The sequence below is a fragment of the Nocardia vermiculata NBRC 100427 genome (assembly GCF_001613265.1).
GTDB lineage: Bacteria > Actinomycetota > Actinomycetes > Mycobacteriales > Mycobacteriaceae > Nocardia > Nocardia vermiculata.
In genome coordinates, this window is record NZ_BDCA01000002.1 from 243,063 (window position 1) to 258,567 (window position 15,505).

The window sequence follows — 15,505 nt, forward strand, 5'->3', positions numbered from 1 at the left end:
CGCTCTCGGCATCGATGTGTTTCGCTGGTCACACTTCCACCGAACCACACATCGGTCCGCATAAACCATTGAGCGGTACGTACGGCCCCAGAAAGGGAGTCTCGTGAGCCATAGCGCCCGACATCACCAAGCCGATCTGATAGTCGTCGGCTGCGGAGCAGGCGGCCTCGCCACGGCAGTCCGATTCCTCGAGTCCCTGCCCGGCGGTCGGGTGATAGTTCTCGAGCGAACCACCAAGAGCCGCCGCGGTGGCAACACCGCATGGACCGGCGGCTTCCTCCGACTCGAGGCAGACGGCGCACCAGCGACCGACTTCTCGGCCCGGATGCATGCGTTGAGCGACGGAAAGACCGACCCCGCGATCATCGATCGGCTTGCAGCACACGCCCAGCCCACCGTGCAGTGGCTCGCCCGCAACGGGGTCGGCACCAAGACCGACCTCACGTACTTCCTCACCTCTCAGGGGCCACGCCTGATGCCGGTCGGCGGCGGCGCCGCGATAGTGGAGGCCCTGGCCGCCCGGGTCGAAGAACTCGGCGGCGAAATCCACTACAACACCACCGCGCAAGGTCTCATACAGGACGCAGACGGGGCAGTAACCGCCGTCGTGACCGACGGGAGCAACCGATACGACGCTCCCACCGTGGTGCTGGCGTGCGGCGGTTTCGAAGGAAGCTCGCATCTTCTCGACCACTACCTGGGCGAACACGGACACGAACTCACTCCGATCGCACCAGGCGGCCGGTCCAACCGTGGCGAAGGGATCGCTATGGGCATCGCAGCCGGTGCCGCCACCGATGGCCAGTTCGAACGGTTCCACGGCGAACCGGTCGACGCACGCACCCCCGCGCCGGAAGCGCTGGTGATGGTCTACCCCTACGGCATTCTTGTGGACCACCGCGGCCAGCGCTTCGTCGACGAGGCCGCCGATACGCCGGACAACACATTCGAATCGGTTGCGTACCACATCTGGCGCAACGCCGATCAATTCGCGTACGTCGTTGCGGATCAAAAGCTGATGCGCCACAACATCGCCCGTGCGGTACTCACAGATCGCGAACCCGAAACCGCCGGCACCATCGCCGAACTGGCGCAACGTCTCGATATCGATCCCGATGCACTGAGCGCGACGATCGCAAGCTACAACGCGGCATCCCAACCGGGTCCCCTCGATGTCACTCGATTGGACGGAGTCGCAACTCAGGGACTGGAACCGCCCAAATCCAACTGGGCGCGTCCCTTGGACGAAGCACCTTATGTCGCCTGGCCGGTACGGTGCGCGATCACCTTCACCTTCGGCGGCCTGAAGACCGATCAACACGCACAGGTGATCGACCGCACGGGTGCACCGGTGCCCGGCCTGTACGCGGTCGGCGAAGTCGCCGGCGTCTACCACCGCAAATACCCAGGAGCCACCTCCGTGCTGCGTGCGCTGGTCTTCGGACGCATCGCCGGCGAAACGGCCGCGGTCCGAGCAGGTCACCTCTGCACCGCACTTCACCCCGAACTCTGAGGCACAGCACGATGACAACGATCACCACACAGTCGGCCGGGCCGGCCCGGCGCGCAGCCCTCGCGGGCCTGGTCGGAACGACCATCGAGTGGTTCGACTTCTTTATCTACGGGCTCGCCGCCGCGCTCGTGTTCGGCAACCTGTTCTTCCCCTCCCTGGATCCGCACAGCGGACGGCTGGCCTCCTTCGCCACCCTCGGCGTCGCGTTCATCGCGCGTCCGATCGGCGCTGCCATATTCGGGCACCTGGGCGACCGGCTCGGCCGCAAAGCCACACTGGTCACCACTCTGGGGATCATGGGCACCGCCACCGGCCTGATCGGCGTACTTCCGACGTATCACACCATCGGTATCGCCGCTCCCCTGCTGCTCATCGTCTTACGCATGCTCCAGGGCGTCGCGGTAGGCGGAGAATGGGGAGGCGCTGTCCTGATGTCGGTCGAACACGCACCGAGCGGAAAACGCCGCCTCTACGGCAGCGCACCCCAGATGGGCAGCCCGCTCGGACTCATTCTGGCCACCGCGGTCATGGCAGCGGTCGCTACACTTCCGGACGACCAGTTGCACGCCTGGGGATGGCGCGTCCCGTTCCTCGCAGGCTTCGTCCTCGTCGGCATCGGGTTGTTCATCCGTTTGGGCGTCAGCGAACCCGCGCAGTTCGCCCACCTCAAGCACTCCGGTGAGACCTCGCGCATGCCGCTGCGCGAGGTGTTGTCGAGCGGGCTTCGGGGGCTGGTTGTCGGCACCGGCCTGCAAGCCTCGGTCAACGTGGTCTTCTACCTCATCGCGGTCTACTTCCTCACCTACGCTACTGCTGCGCTCGACATCCGGCGCAACACCGCCCTGCTCATGGTCATGGCCGCGGCGGTGGTCGACCTGCTCGTCCTGCCGTTGATCGCCGCCGCGAGCGACAGAATCGGAGCGCGTTCGATATTGCTGTTCGGCACCGTGTTCACCGGCGCAGCGGCCTATCCATTCTTCTGGCTTCTCGACGGCGAACAACTTGTCGAATCCACGATCGTCCTCACCGTCATGCTCGTCGGTGCCCACGCCACGGTCTATGCAGTGGTATCCAGCGTGGTCGCCGAGCAGTTCGAGACCCGGGTTCGCTACAGCGGCACCGCCATGAGCAATGCACTCGGCGCCCTTCTGTTCAGCGCACCGACGCCGTTGATTGCCGAAGCTGTCGTCGGAGATGGATCTCGATGGTGGCCCCTCGCCCTCATCACCCTCGGATCGGCCGTCATATCCATGGCGTCCGCCGCCACGATCTCACACCTTGCCACGCCGGCCGGCGACCTTCGATCTGCCGCAGAACTTCCCGCCGCCTGACCCCCGAAAAAGGAGAACCAATTCCGATGACCGCCACCGAGAGCTACATGATGCTCATAGACGGCGCTTGGCGTACCGCCTCCGACTCGGCCACCTTCGCATCGATCAATCCGTTCGATAGCAGAGCATGGGCGTACGTGCCGGCTGCCACATCCGACGACGTGAACGAAGCCGTGGGCGCCGCCCGACGAGCCTTCGAAACAGGCCCGTGGTCGAGGTCGACCCCAGTGGAACGAGCCACGCTGCTTCGCCGCCTCGGTGATCTGATCAAGGCAGACGCCGAAGAACTGGCACGGATTCAAGTGCTCGAAAACGGAAAACTCATTCGTGAAGTGGGTGGGCAGACGAACGCGTTGGCCAATCACTGCTACTTCTTCGCTGGAGTCGCGGAAAGCCCCCTGGGGGAAACACTGGCCTGCAGCGTTCCCAACATGCAAGCCTTCACGGTCCGTGAGCCGATCGGTGTCGTCGCTGCCATTACGCCCTGGAACAGTCCGCTGGCGCTGCTGCTGTGGAAACTGTGCCCGGCTCTCGCCGCCGGTAACACGGTCGTCGTCAAACCGTCGGAAGTCACGCCGGTGTCCACGCTCGCCCTGGCCCGCTTGTTCCAAGAAGCCGGCTTCCCGGACGGAGTCGTCAACGTCGTCACCGGCGCCGGACCGGTCGGTGCGGCATTGAGCTCTCACCCCGGGGTCGACAAAATCGCATTCACCGGCTCCACGGCGGTCGGAAAGAAGATCGCAATGACCGCGGCCCAGCGCCTGGCGAGGGTGTCGCTGGAACTCGGCGGTAAGTCACCGAACATCGTTTTTCCCGATGCCGATCTTCCCGTCGCAATCAACGGCGTCATCGCAGGCATCTTCGCTGCGACAGGTCAGACCTGCATGGCGGGTTCCCGCGTGCTCGTACACACCGATATCTACGACGAGTTCGTGCGCATGTTGGCCGAACGCACCGAGCAGATCAAACTCGGCAACCCCCTCGACCCGGAAACCGAAATGGGTACCGTGGCATGCCGGGCGCAATACGAGAAAGTTCTGTCCTACATCGAGGTGGCAAAATCCGAGGGCGCCCGTCTGGTCACCGGTGGCACACGCCCGAACAATCCCGAGTTTGCCGACGGCCTTTTCGTGCGGCCGACGATTTTCAGCGATGTCACCAACGATATGCGCATCGCACGAGAAGAGGTATTCGGCCCGGTCGCGGTCGTTATCCGCTTCGACGACGAGAACGATGCGGTGTCCATCGCCAACGACACGGCATTCGGTCTCGCAGCCGGTGTCTGGACTCATAACATAGCCCTCGCACACCGTATGATCAGGCGATTGCGTGTCGGAACCGTCTGGATCAACAACTACCGCAAAACCAACTACGTTGCACCGTTCGGCGGATTCAAGGAGAGCGGAATCGGCAGAGAAAACGGTGCGCACGCCATCGAGGAATACACCGAGGTGAAAACTGCCTGGATCGACATGGGAAATACGATCGCGGACCCGTTCAACCCGCGGGCCTGACCCACATCATCACGAACGCTGAGCCCGGCGACGTGCCGGGGAGACAACGCAGTCACACGAAATTTCGTACCGCGTCGGCGGACAACGGCACTGAAATATGACCGCACCAGAGAATTAGATCCCGCAATATCTTGTTTCCATTGCCGGCAGGAACGACCGGAATGGGAGGCGGGGCAACTCATGTCCGTCACCGGCGTGAAGCCATTCAATCAGCACCAACCCGAAAGTCACCTTCAATGATGAAGAAAATTGCTATTACCGTTGCACTCACGACCGCCATGTCGGTTCCCGTCTACGCCGCTGCATCTCCGGGCACGAACCCCCATCCCGGCGCCGTGAATTACACAGCGACCACGAACCGGAACTCAACCATCATCACTACAGACGCCGGATCACTCACCAAGGACAACGACACGCTCGAAATCAAAGCCCCGAACGGAACCGTGCTGGCAGGGACAGCGCTGACGTTCCGGGTCGACGATTTCGAATTCCCGATCGCCGCCGAAATCCATGACCGCACTGCCACACTGACGCCACAGTTCGACCTCGCCCACGCGACGTACAAGCCGGTAGCACTGCCCTTCGAAGATCAAGCGCCGTTCAAGACCCAATACGATCGCGAACAAGCGGCCTGGAACCGGCTCAGCAGCACCATTCTGATGGGAGCAACCGTCGGCACGCTCGTCGGCGGAATCAGCGGCGGAGCGGTGGGCTGCCTGCTCGGAGGCATCGCCGGCGCTACCGTTGCCGCAGCCACCATCGTCGGCCTCTTCGGCCCGTTCGTTCCCGCAGCTGCCGTCGGTTGCATCGGTGGCATCGTCGCCGTCGGCGCGCTCGGCACCCTCGCGGGCCAACTACTCGTCGCGGCCCCCGTAGCCGTCATGGCCGCCGTGCAGTATTTCACTACCATCAATCAGCCCTTCCCCGCCAAGCCGTAGCCGCGACGACAACCACTGCCAGCGCCGTAATCCGCCTGCGCGCCGGCGGCGGTACCGGAGCGGCGGGCTCATCCGAACGCCAGGATGAGCCCGATAACACCCCCTACCTGCACCTTCTCGGTGCCCCCGGTCGGATTCGAACCGACACTGTGCGGATTTTAAGTCCGCTGCCTCTGCCAGTTGGGCTACGGGGGCGGCTGGGATAGCGTACCTAAGTCGTACGTCCGTCTAGGAATTGTCCGGAGATTTGCTCAGTGCACGCCTTCCATCAAGCGGCTGACCTGCGGGGCCAGGAAGTAGACAGTGACACCCACCACGATCGCGACCGCGCCGGTGATGCCGAAGTACGCGACTTCGTGGCCGGGATCGTAGAACTCGGACAGCACGCCGGACATCGAGGTGCCGATGCCCACCGAAAAGAAGTAGAGGGCCATCATTTGAGCGCGGAAGGCCTCTGGGGCGAGCTGAGTGGTAACCGCGAGGCCGATGGGTGAGATCAGCAGTTCCGAGATCGCGAAACCGGCCAGGATGACGAACACCAGCAGGGCGGGTACGGATTTGTCCCCGAAGCCGGCCAGGGGGACGAACAGCAGGAACGATGCGCCCATCCCCATCACGCCGTAGGCGAACTTTCGCGGCGTGGTGGGGGCCCGGGTGCCCAACTTGGTCCACATGAGCGCGAACAGCGGCGACAGGGTGATGATCCAGACGGGCTCCTCCGAGCCGATCCAGCTCGACGGCGCGGTCCAGCCGAACAGGGTCCAGTTCATCCGTTCGTCGGAGTAGACGGCCAGCACCGTGAAGATCTGCTGGAACAGCGACCAGAACACCGCGTTGGCAACGAACAGCGGTATGAAGGCCCGCACTCGGACACGCTCCACCGCAACTACTTTCGGACTGGTCAACATCAATCCGAAATAGACTATCGATACCGCCGCGATCACGCCGGTCGTAACCCACGACAGATTCGACAACCGCACCAGCCCGGACCAGATTGCGGCCACGACCACCACCGCAGCTGCTACGACGAACGCGCCGACTCGGCCGATTTCCGCGCGCCGCAGCGGATTCGGCACCACGCGCCCATGGGCACCGAGGTTGCGGCGGAAGACCACGTACTGAATCAACCCCAGCGCCATACCGACAGCAGCCGCACCGAAACCGTAGTGAAAACCGAGGTGAGTCTGGAGCAAACCGGTGAGCAGCGGCCCCACGAAAGCACCCAGATTCACACCCAGATAGAAAAGCGTGAAGCCACCGTCGGCGCGGGCATCGCCCTTGTCGTAGAGCGTCCCGAGCAGCGACGAGGCGTTCGCCTTCAACGCGCCCGAGCCCAGCGCCACCAGCACGAGACCGACTCCGACACCGGACAGTCCGGGCAGCACCGCCAGCGCGATATGCCCGGCCATCACCACCACGCCGCCGTAGAAGACCGTGCGTTCCATCCCCAGCACGCGATCGGCCAGCCAACCACCCAACACCGTGGACAGGTACACCAGGCCGCCGTAGGCGCCGACGATGCCGGTGGCAGTGGACTGCTCGAGCCCCAGACCACCGTCGGCGAGCGAGTAGTACAGGTAGTACCCGAGGATGGTGAGCATCCCGTAGAAGGAGAACCGCTCCCACAGCTCCACGCCGAAGAGATTGACCAGTCCGATCGGATGACCGAAGATCGTGCGTCCCGGGGGTCCCGACGGTTGCTCCTGCGCGAGCGGCTCCACCGTACTCATGGAAGGAGATTCTTCCGGACCCCGCCGCACCGATCGCGGAAATCACGATCATGTCGTGCGGACAAAAGCCTTCTCGGCATCTACTGCGCCTGAGAAGTCCGGACCTACGTGGTAACGCTCCGCCGCGGCCTCCGGTCCAGCCTTCTCAGGAGATGGACAACGCTATTCCGTCGAGGATGTCGTGTTCGCTGACGACGAGCTCGGAGATTCCCGCACGGCGGGCGAATTCGTCGGCGAGCACCTCGGTGACGACCGCGCCGCCGCCGATCACGTCCACCCGCCCCGGATGCATGGGTCCGAGGGCTGCGCGCTCGTCGTGTGTCATCCCGATCAGGCGGTGGCAGACCTCGCGCACCCGGTCGAACCCGAGACGGGTGAGATGGATACGGCTGGAATCGTATTCGGGCAGATCGAGGGCGACCGCGGCGATCGTGGTCATGGTCCCAGCCACACCGACCCAGGTGTGCGCACGCTCCACCGGAACCACACCGAAGGCCTGCGCCAGCTGCTGCGAAGCGATGAAGCGCGCCGAAGCGACCTCCTCACCGGTCGGCGGGTTGCCGTGCAGGCATCGTTCGGTGAGCCGCACACAGCCGATGTCGGCCGAATACGCCGCCTGCACACCGGAGCTGTCGCCGACCACCACCTCGGTGGAACCGCCACCGAGGTCGACAACCACGAAAGGCCCTTCGGCATCGGACAATTCGCCGACCGCACCGGCGAACGACAGCCGTGCCTCCTCCTCGCCGGTGATGACCTCCGCCTGCGCTCCGGCCACGACGCGGCCCAGTTCCACCCCGGTCATGGTGAAGAAGTCGTCGCGGTTGCGGGCGTCGCGGGTCGCGCTGGTCGCGACCATCCGCACCCGGCTCACCCCGGCCTCGAGCATGAGATCGACGTAGTCGTGCAGCGCCACCCGGGTGCGCTCGATCGCCTCCGGATTCAGCTCGCCGGTAGCGTCGACGCCCTTGCCGAGCCGCACGATCCGCATCTCGCGATGCACATCGGTGAGCCCGCCCTCCGGCGTGGGTTCGGCGATCAACAGCCTGATCGAATTCGTTCCACAATCGACGGCGGCAACGCGGTCACTCATTCGTCACTCCTGTGATCTGCGGGACACCCGCACCCGGTCGCAACGACGACCCGCTGCGCGATTATCGGTCATCGTCGCTCCTGTGATCTGCGGGACACCCGGTCAGCCTCGGTCGGTTTCCGGCTGGTACCGATCGTAGGTGGGCCAGTCCTGCGGGATCGCCGTACCGCGCAAACCGGTATCGGCGGCCAGTGCCACGGCTTCGTCACCGAGCAGGTTCAGTCCGGGCCCCTTCGCCAGTGAATGTGCGATCAGCACGTGCAGGCATTTGACCCGCTCGGGCATACCGCCGCCACTGAAATCGGTCCCCAGCGACTCGATCGCGTCGCGTTCGGCGAGGAAGCTCTCGTGCGCGCGACGGTAGGACGCGGCCAGTTCCGGATCGGTCGCCAGCCGCTCGGTCATTCCGCGCATCAGGCCCTCGGCCTCCTGGCGGCTCGCCTCGGCGGTCAGGCGCGGATCGGTGAGGTAGTACAGCGTGGGGAACGGGGTCCCGTCGGGCAACCGCGGCGCGGTCTTCACCACGGCCGGCTGACCGTCCGGGGTCCGGTAGGCAATGGCGAGGACTCCGCGCGGTGTGCGGCCGAGTTGCCGCGCCACGATCTCCAGATCGGCCTCGCTCGGAGCATCGCTGCCCGCGCCGGGAACCCCGCCGGAAGTTGTTTCGGGCGTAGCGGGGTCGGTCACCTGGGTTCTCCTTCGGGACTGGGTGGCGGCGGCGCCGCAGGGGGTGGCGGGGTCGTGGTCTCGGGTTGGGGTTGCGGCTCGGACATGCTGCGCCACAGCTGCGTGTACCAGGGGTCGGGGGTGCGCGCGCGGGTGGTCGGCACCGGCACCGCGGGTTGTTCGATGCCGGGCACCTGCACGATGTAGGCGGTTTCCCCCGGCATCACCAGCCGCAGCCGGTCGCGTGCCTCGGAGCGGATGTAGGCGGGGTCCTGCTGCTGCGCCCGGCGGTCCCGCAAGCGGGCCAGATCGCTTTCCAGTTCGCGACGCTGCTCGGCCAGCTGGGTCGCCTCCGAGCGCTGGCTGAAGTAGGTGCGCATCGGCACAGCGAGGGTCAGCGCGAGCCCGCAGAGCACCGCGGCGAGGATGACCGCCCGGCCGGTGGACAGGCCGAGTATCCGCCGGTCACTGTCCGTCTTCTTCGACCGCGGGCGACGGGTGCCGGTCTTCGTGGCGGGCGAACGGCGCCGGCCCGCACGCTGACCTGCCGCGGTGCGTGCGGAGCCCGAGCGCGCCGGTTTGGCCTTGGCCGAACGCGACGAGCGGCGGTCACCACGTCCTGCCGGACTGGTACCGCGCGCCCGTCGCTCCGTCATCCCCACACCTCGAAATCGCCTGCTGTTCCGCGCCGGCGACACGCCGCGCAGCCGTGTGCGAGGCTACTACCCCTCGAACACGAACCGGGGGAACGCGACGTCACCGGCGTAGCGAGCCGAATCACCGAGCGCGTCCTCGATGCGCAGCAGTTGGTTGTACTTGGCGACACGCTCGCTGCGAGCGGGCGCACCGGTCTTGATCTGACCGCTGCCCACCGCGACCGCCAGGTCGGCGATGGTGGTGTCCTCGGTCTCGCCGGAACGGTGGCTCATCATCGACTTGTAGCCGTTGCGGTGGGCCAGTTCGACCGCGTCCAGGGTTTCGGTGAGGGTGCCGATCTGGTTGACCTTCACCAGCAGCGCATTGGCGGCCCCCTTGGCGATGCCGTCCTCGAGCCGTTCCGGGTTCGTGACGAACAGGTCGTCGCCGACCAGCTGCACCTTGTCGCCGATCAGATCGGTGAGCGCGACCCAGCCGTCCCAGTCGTCCTCCGACAGCGGGTCCTCGATCGAGACGAGCGGGTAGGCCGACAGCAGCTCGTCGTAGAACTGCGCCATCTGCTCGGCGGTGCGCTCGGTGCCCTCGAACTTGTAGCCGGTGCCGGGGCTGTAGAACTCGGTGGCGGCGACGTCGAGAGCCAGCGCGACATCGCGGCCCAGGGTGTAGCCGGCCTTGGCGATCGCGGCGGCGATCAGATCCAGTGCCTCACGGGTGCCGCCGGCCAGATCCGGGGCGAAGCCGCCCTCGTCACCGAGACCGGTGGACAGACCCTTGGCCTTCAGCTCCGACTTGAGGGCGTGGTAGACCTCGGCACCCCAGCGCAGCGACTCCCGGAAGGTGGGCGCACCGATCGGCGCGATCATGAATTCCTGCACGTCGACACTGGTGTCGGCGTGCGCGCCACCGTTGAGGATGTTCATCATCGGCACCGGCAGCACATGGGCGTTCGGGCCGCCCAGGTAGCGGAAGAGTTCCAGCCCCGAGGACTCGGCCGCCGCGCGCGCCACCGCGAGCGACACACCGAGCAGTGCGTTGGCACCGAGACGGGACTTGTCGGGGGTGCCGTCCAGATCCAGCAGCGCCTGGTCGACGCTGCGCTGCTCGACCGCATCCAGGCCGATGACGGCCGGTGCGATCTCGCCGAGTACGCCCTCGACGGCCTTGCGTACGCCCTTGCCGCCGTAACGGTCGCCGCCGTCACGCAGCTCCACGGCCTCGTGCTCACCGGTGGACGCGCCCGAAGGCACCGCCGCCCGGGTCAGCGTGCCGTCGTCGAGAGCGATCTCGACCTCGACGGTGGGGTTACCGCGTGAATCCAGGATCTCGCGAGCTCCGACCTGTTCGATGATGGCCACGAAACGACACTCCTTCGGCTGCTGACAAATCAATTCGGGGGCCCTGCCCACCGCCGTCCATGAGCAAGTCGCACGGCGGGCCCGTGCGCCTGCGAGCCTAATGGGTGCGGCGGCGAGGTTACGACACAGGTGTATCGACGCCGGGTCGCGGCGATCAGGCTCGGCGGCCGACGCTGTAGGCGGCGGCCTTGGTGCGGACCGTCGCCATATACGTAGTGGACTGGTTGTAGGTGAGTACCGCGCGCTTCCAGCCCTCCTCGGTACGCAGATCGCCGCCGCTGACACACAGATAGCGGGCCGCGGTCAGTGCGGCGTCGTCGATGCTGTCCGGGTCGGCGTAGCCGTCGCCGTTGGCGTCCACACCCCAGTGCTGCCAGGTTTCGGGCAAGAATTGGAAGGGCCCCTCCGCACGGACGTACACCGGACTACCGGTGCGCGCGCTGGCCTCGGTGTCGACGATCTCTGCGACACCGGGCGATCCGTCCAGCGGTATGCCGCGGATCGGCGGTCGCACCACACCGTCGGCGTCGAGATGGGAGCCGCCGTGCCCGCCGTGCTTGCTCTCCACGCGCGCGATCCCGGCCACCGTCGTCCAGCCGATACCGCACTCCGGTCGGGAGCCGGCCATCGCAGCGGCGGCGTATCCGTAGGCCTCGAGCGCGGTCACCGGGATTCCCAGCGCATCCGACTGCCCGGCAGCCCAGTCGCGCAATTGTTCGGCACTGCGCCCGGGCGCCTCGAGATCGATCGGCGGAACGGGGGTGCCGACCCCCGGCGGGATCCCGTCCGGGATCGGCGGCAGGTTATCCGTTACCGCACATCCGGACAGCAAGGCGACCGCCGAGACGGCGGCGAGCACGAGGAGCCGGATACCGGGGAATGTCGAACGCACCTTTCCATCATCCAGATTCACGGCGCGCGAGCACGGAGCACCGGCAGCGACATTCACGCGAACCGGCATACGATCAGCTAATTCCACGACGCCCGCGATGCCGAAACGCTATGTCCACCGGCGGCTTTTAGGTAAGCCTTGCTTAAGGCTGCCTAACCGACTACCTTCCCTTTCCGAGTCTTCACCGCCTACCCGATCCCCCATTGTCAGGAAGGGACATCCTGGTGAAAAACGTTCTCCGCGAACGTAAGACACTCCACCTGGAAAAACTGGATCCGATCGACCGCCGTGAGCTTCCCGAGGAAGCCGCGGCGGCCGTACTGTGTCGAGCCGAAGAGATTGCCGTCACACTCGCCGAATCACCGGCGGCCCACCGCACCCTCGACCATCCGGAGCTGATCCGGCTGGTCGACACCCACGCCGCCGCCTTACCCGGCGCGGTGCGGACCGCACTGCGACCACCGGACACCGCCGCGGGCGCCACGATCATCGGCCGCCTACCGGTCGACGACGGCGACCTGGGGCCCACACCCCGCGACTGGCGCCATGCCGCAGATCCCGCCTGCCCGGCATCGTTTCGCCTGGATATCGCCATGTTGCTGCTGGCGCGCTGCGCGGGCGAACCGTTCGGCTGGCAGGGCCAGCAGAGCGGGCGCCTGGTCAACAACATCCTGCCGACCCCCGGACACGAAGACGAGCAGTCCGGCGCGAGCAGCACCATCCTGCTGAGCCCGCACACCGAGGATGCGTTTCACCCCGAGCGTGCCCACCTGCTGTTGCTGGGATGCCTGCGGAATCCGGACCGCGTCGGCACGACGGTGTCCTCGATTCGGCAGGCGGAGCTGGATTCCGACACTCGTCGACGGCTCGCCGAACCGGTGCTGCCGATCCTGCCGGACGTGTCCTACGGCGAGGATTTCTCCGCTCATCGCCCCGCCCCGGTCCCCACCGTCGCCCCCGGCGCGGCGGGGCCGACTCTGCGCTACGACCCGGCCTACACTCCACTCGACGATGCCGACCCCGAATACCGTTGTGCGTACGGTCATCTCGGTAGCGAGCTGGAAAGGACCTGTCACCGTGCGGTGTTGGAGCCGGGCGAGTTGCTGCTGATGGACAATGATGTGGTCGTGCACGGCCGGGTCCCCTTCACGCCCCGCTACGACGGGACCGATCGCTGGCTCAAGCGGGTCAACATCCGGTTGGCACGCCGGCGCGCACCGGAAGAGGCCCGGGAGAGCGGGTACGGCCAGGTGACGGTACGGCCGTTCCCTGCTGCGGGGGAGGAAATCTCGAACAGACCAGTGAACCGAGGAATGCAGTGAACCGAGGAAAGCAGTGAGCAACCGCCCCACCCCGTTGCGCGTACTGAGCCGCAGCGATCTCGCCGATGTCCCGATCGCCCCGCTCGATGTGGTGCGGGCGGTCGAAGACGCCTATCTCGCACTGGCACAGGGTGAATCAGATAATCCACGCAAACTCAGCGTGGCCCACCCGGACGGGTGGTCGGTGGCCTACGCCATGCTCGGCCGGGACGGACGCCGCCGGGTCGTCGCGATGAAGACGTCCTACAAGTTCGATCCGAGCCACGACCGCAGGACCAAGCGGTACTACACCACCATCACGCTCTACGACGATGCCACCGGCAGTCCGATCGCAATGATGGACTGCTCCCGGGTGGGCGCACTGCGCACGCCGGCCGTATCCGGACTGCTGGTGCGCGAGACGATCCGGCCGGGCGCCCGCAACGCCCTGTTGATCGGCACCGGCACCCAGGGCCGAAATGCCCTGCCGCACCTGATCGCCGCCAATCCGCAGTTGGATCGGCTGAGTGTGTACGGCACCCATACCGAAGGCCTCGAAGCCGTCGGCCGGTATCTGCGGGCCCACGCGCCGCACCTCGATCTCGAGGTAGCCGACGATGCTCGCGCGGCGGCCGCTACGGCCGATGTGGTGCTGGCGACCGCCGGCCCGGGCACCGACGTCGCACTGGAATCCTCGGATCTGGCACCGGGTTCGGTGGTCGTGCTGGTCGGCTACGGCCTGGCACCCTCCACCCTCACCGATGCCGACCGGGTCATCGCGACCAATGCCGAACAGATGTCGCTGACCGGCACCGATATGGCCGGGCCGGACGGCCGGCTGCGCCCGGTGGACGCCGAGCTGCCCGCAATTCTCGCCCGGCGGGCCGCCGGCCGGCGCAGCCCGGACGAGCGGATCTTCGTCTACAACAGCGGGCTGGTTCTCACCGATGTCGCGGTGGCGCATGCCCTCGCCGAACGTGCCATCGCCGAGGGACGCGGAACCGAGGTGGCACTGTGGGATTGAGCGCCACGAGGCCGATTCCGTTCATACCGGGCACACCGCCGCACAGCGGGCAGCCCGGGCAGTGACCACCGACTCCACGGCCCGGCGGCCCGACACCGCACCGTCGGTCACCGACGCGCACCGGACACCCCCTGTCGCGCCATGGACAGCGGAAAGCCCCGACGCACAGTCGATCACCGCGCCGGCCATGACTGCCTATCGCGATGATTGGGAGCAGCGACTGCTCGCCGATCCCGACCTGCTCGCCGATATCGCCCACGCGGTGGGCGGACCGTTCCACGTGCTCTATCCGGCGCGGGTCGGCAGCAATATCGACGCGTTCCACCAGCAGTTCCGGCGCAGCGGCGTCATGGGCGCGATCTTCTACGGTAAGAAGGCGAACAAATCCGGTGCGGTGGTCCGCGCCTGTGCCGAACAGGACGCCGGCGTGGATGTCGCGAGCACCGGCGAACTGAGTACCGCACTGGCACACGGCATCCGCGGCCGCGACCTGATGGTTACCGGCCCGGCCAAATCCGATGAACTGCTGTGGCTGGCGGCCCGGCACGGGGCGTTGATCGCCGTCGACGAACCGGGCGAACTGGACCGCCTGACCGTGCTTGCCGCCTCCGCACGGGTGCTGCTGCGGGTGCTACCACCGGATTCCACCAGCCGCTTCGGGATGACCGACGCCGAACTGGATACGGTGCTGATGCGGGCCGATCCGGCACAGATCCGGGTGGAGGGCTTCAGTTTTCATCTGTCGGGTTACGACCCGATCGCCCGCTCGGAACTGGCCGCCGCGCTGATCGGCCGCTGTCTGCACGCCCGTACCCTCGGACATCCCGTCACCACGATCTCCATCGGTGGCGGTTTCGGCGTGGAGTACCTGCCCGAAGCCGCGTGGCGGAACTTCACCGACGATCCGGACCATTTCCACGGGGGTAAGCGATTCGGGTCCTACTACCCCTATCACCAGCGGCCGGCCGGCCCGGCCGCGCTGGCCGCGGTACTCGATCACAACGACCTGGCACGGGCGTTACGCGGTAACGATCTTCGCCTCGCCATCGAACCCGGCCGGGCCCTGCTGGATCGCGCGGGCAGTTCGGTGTTCCGGGTGCAAGGGGTGAAAACGCGGACGGCGCGGACGGTTCCATATCAGATCCTGACCGTGGACGGCACCAGTCTGAGCCTGTCCGAGCAGTGGTTCGACAGTGAGTTCCTGCCCGATCCGGCGCTGTGGCCGCAGCGAGCGGGCACAGTCACTCCCGGGTGCGTCGGTGCATCGACCTGCCTGGAATCGGATCTACTGAGCTGGCGACGCATCCCGCTCCCGCGGCCGGCCGCCGTCGGTGATCTGCTCGTCTACCCGAATACCGCCGGATACCAGATGGATTCCAACGAGTCCGCATTCCACGAACTACCGATCCCGCCCAAAGTGCTGCTGTCCGAGCGCGCAGCGGGATCGTCCACCGGCGCGCTGCGCTGGTCGCTCGACCGCTGATCATTCCC

General features: G+C 66.4%; 13 protein-coding genes and 1 tRNA gene. 7 read left to right on the forward strand and 7 right to left on the reverse strand.

What is annotated here, in order from left to right:
* Positions 1-103 precede the first annotated feature (103 nt).
* From NV2_RS04795 to NV2_RS04810, 4 genes are all read left to right on the forward strand, one after another.
* The gene (locus tag NV2_RS04795; RefSeq protein WP_168436054.1) at positions 104-1,513 is read left to right on the forward strand and encodes an FAD-dependent oxidoreductase; all 1,410 of its coding nucleotides are present in this window, start codon (positions 104-106) and stop codon (positions 1,511-1,513) included.
* A gap of 11 nt (positions 1,514-1,524) precedes the next feature.
* A complete protein-coding gene (locus NV2_RS04800) occupies positions 1,525-2,844 on the forward strand; it encodes an MFS transporter (RefSeq protein ID WP_084473886.1) in 1,320 nt (439 codons plus the stop codon).
* Positions 2,845-2,870: 26 nt separating this feature from the next.
* Positions 2,871-4,358: an aldehyde dehydrogenase gene (locus tag NV2_RS04805; protein ID WP_067869886.1), complete on the forward strand. Its 1,488-nt coding sequence runs from the start codon at positions 2,871-2,873 to the stop codon at positions 4,356-4,358.
* Positions 4,359-4,594: 236 nt separating this feature from the next.
* The gene (locus NV2_RS04810; RefSeq protein WP_067869889.1) at positions 4,595-5,296 is read left to right on the forward strand and encodes a DUF8020 domain-containing protein; all 702 of its coding nucleotides are present in this window, start codon (positions 4,595-4,597) and stop codon (positions 5,294-5,296) included.
* Positions 5,297-5,417: 121 nt separating this feature from the next.
* On the opposite strand, the gene NV2_RS04815 is transcribed toward NV2_RS04810, so the two are convergent.
* The 7 genes from NV2_RS04815 to NV2_RS04845 all read right to left on the reverse strand — a co-directional run bounded on the left by NV2_RS04815 (position 5,418) and on the right by NV2_RS04845 (position 11,689).
* Positions 5,418-5,491 (reverse strand) — tRNA-Leu (locus tag NV2_RS04815).
* A gap of 56 nt (positions 5,492-5,547) precedes the next feature.
* Positions 5,548-7,026: a peptide MFS transporter gene (locus NV2_RS04820; RefSeq protein ID WP_067869891.1), complete on the reverse strand. Its 1,479-nt coding sequence runs from the start codon at positions 7,024-7,026 to the stop codon at positions 5,548-5,550.
* Between the two features lie 145 nt (positions 7,027-7,171).
* Positions 7,172-8,119, reverse strand: coding sequence for a Ppx/GppA phosphatase family protein (locus NV2_RS04825; protein ID WP_067869894.1), 948 nt, complete (start codon positions 8,117-8,119; stop codon positions 7,172-7,174).
* Between the two features lie 102 nt (positions 8,120-8,221).
* A complete protein-coding gene (locus tag NV2_RS04830; RefSeq protein WP_210748863.1) occupies positions 8,222-8,728 on the reverse strand; it encodes a DUF501 domain-containing protein in 507 nt (168 codons plus the stop codon).
* Positions 8,729-8,802: 74 nt separating this feature from the next.
* Positions 8,803-9,441 (reverse strand): FtsB family cell division protein, encoded by a 639-nt coding sequence (locus NV2_RS04835; RefSeq protein WP_067869899.1) that lies wholly within the window; start codon positions 9,439-9,441, stop codon positions 8,803-8,805.
* 66 nt (positions 9,442-9,507) lie between these two features.
* A complete protein-coding gene (gene eno, locus NV2_RS04840) occupies positions 9,508-10,797 on the reverse strand; it encodes a phosphopyruvate hydratase (protein ID WP_067869902.1) in 1,290 nt (429 codons plus the stop codon).
* Positions 10,798-10,951: 154 nt separating this feature from the next.
* Positions 10,952-11,689 carry a lytic transglycosylase domain-containing protein gene (locus NV2_RS04845; RefSeq protein WP_245662445.1) on the reverse strand — a complete coding sequence of 246 codons (738 nt, stop codon included), beginning with the start codon at positions 11,687-11,689 and terminating at the stop codon, positions 10,952-10,954.
* A 224-nt stretch (positions 11,690-11,913) separates the two neighbouring features.
* Between NV2_RS04845 and NV2_RS04850 the strand changes: the two genes are divergently transcribed.
* The 3 genes from NV2_RS04850 (at position 11,914) to NV2_RS04860 (ending at position 15,497) form a co-directional block, all read left to right on the forward strand.
* Complete coding sequence (locus tag NV2_RS04850; protein ID WP_067869905.1) at positions 11,914-13,011, forward strand: TauD/TfdA family dioxygenase; 1,098 nt, start codon at positions 11,914-11,916, stop codon at positions 13,009-13,011.
* A gap of 13 nt (positions 13,012-13,024) precedes the next feature.
* A complete protein-coding gene (locus NV2_RS04855; RefSeq protein WP_174550549.1) occupies positions 13,025-14,014 on the forward strand; it encodes an ornithine cyclodeaminase family protein in 990 nt (329 codons plus the stop codon).
* Positions 14,015-14,075: 61 nt separating this feature from the next.
* Positions 14,076-15,497, forward strand: coding sequence for a type III PLP-dependent enzyme domain-containing protein (locus tag NV2_RS04860; RefSeq protein ID WP_245662446.1), 1,422 nt, complete (start codon positions 14,076-14,078; stop codon positions 15,495-15,497).
* The last annotated feature ends 8 nt before the right edge of the window (positions 15,498-15,505 follow it).

What these genes read in the sequence shown, in the direction of transcription:
- NV2_RS04800 (WP_084473886.1), top strand. Translation starts at nt 1,525, where the DNA reads ATGACAACGATCACCACACAGTCGGCCGGGCCGGCCCGGCGCGCAGCC.
- NV2_RS04805 (WP_067869886.1), top strand. Translation starts at nt 2,871, where the DNA reads ATGACCGCCACCGAGAGCTACATGATGCTCATAGACGGCGCTTGGCGT.
- NV2_RS04810 (WP_067869889.1), top strand. Translation starts at nt 4,595, where the DNA reads ATGATGAAGAAAATTGCTATTACCGTTGCACTCACGACCGCCATGTCG.
- NV2_RS04820 (WP_067869891.1), bottom strand. Translation starts at nt 7,026, where the DNA reads ATGAGTACGGTGGAGCCGCTCGCGCAGGAGCAACCGTCGGGACCCCCG.
- NV2_RS04825 (WP_067869894.1), bottom strand. Translation starts at nt 8,119, where the DNA reads ATGAGTGACCGCGTTGCCGCCGTCGATTGTGGAACGAATTCGATCAGG.
- NV2_RS04835 (WP_067869899.1), bottom strand. Translation starts at nt 9,441, where the DNA reads ATGACGGAGCGACGGGCGCGCGGTACCAGTCCGGCAGGACGTGGTGAC.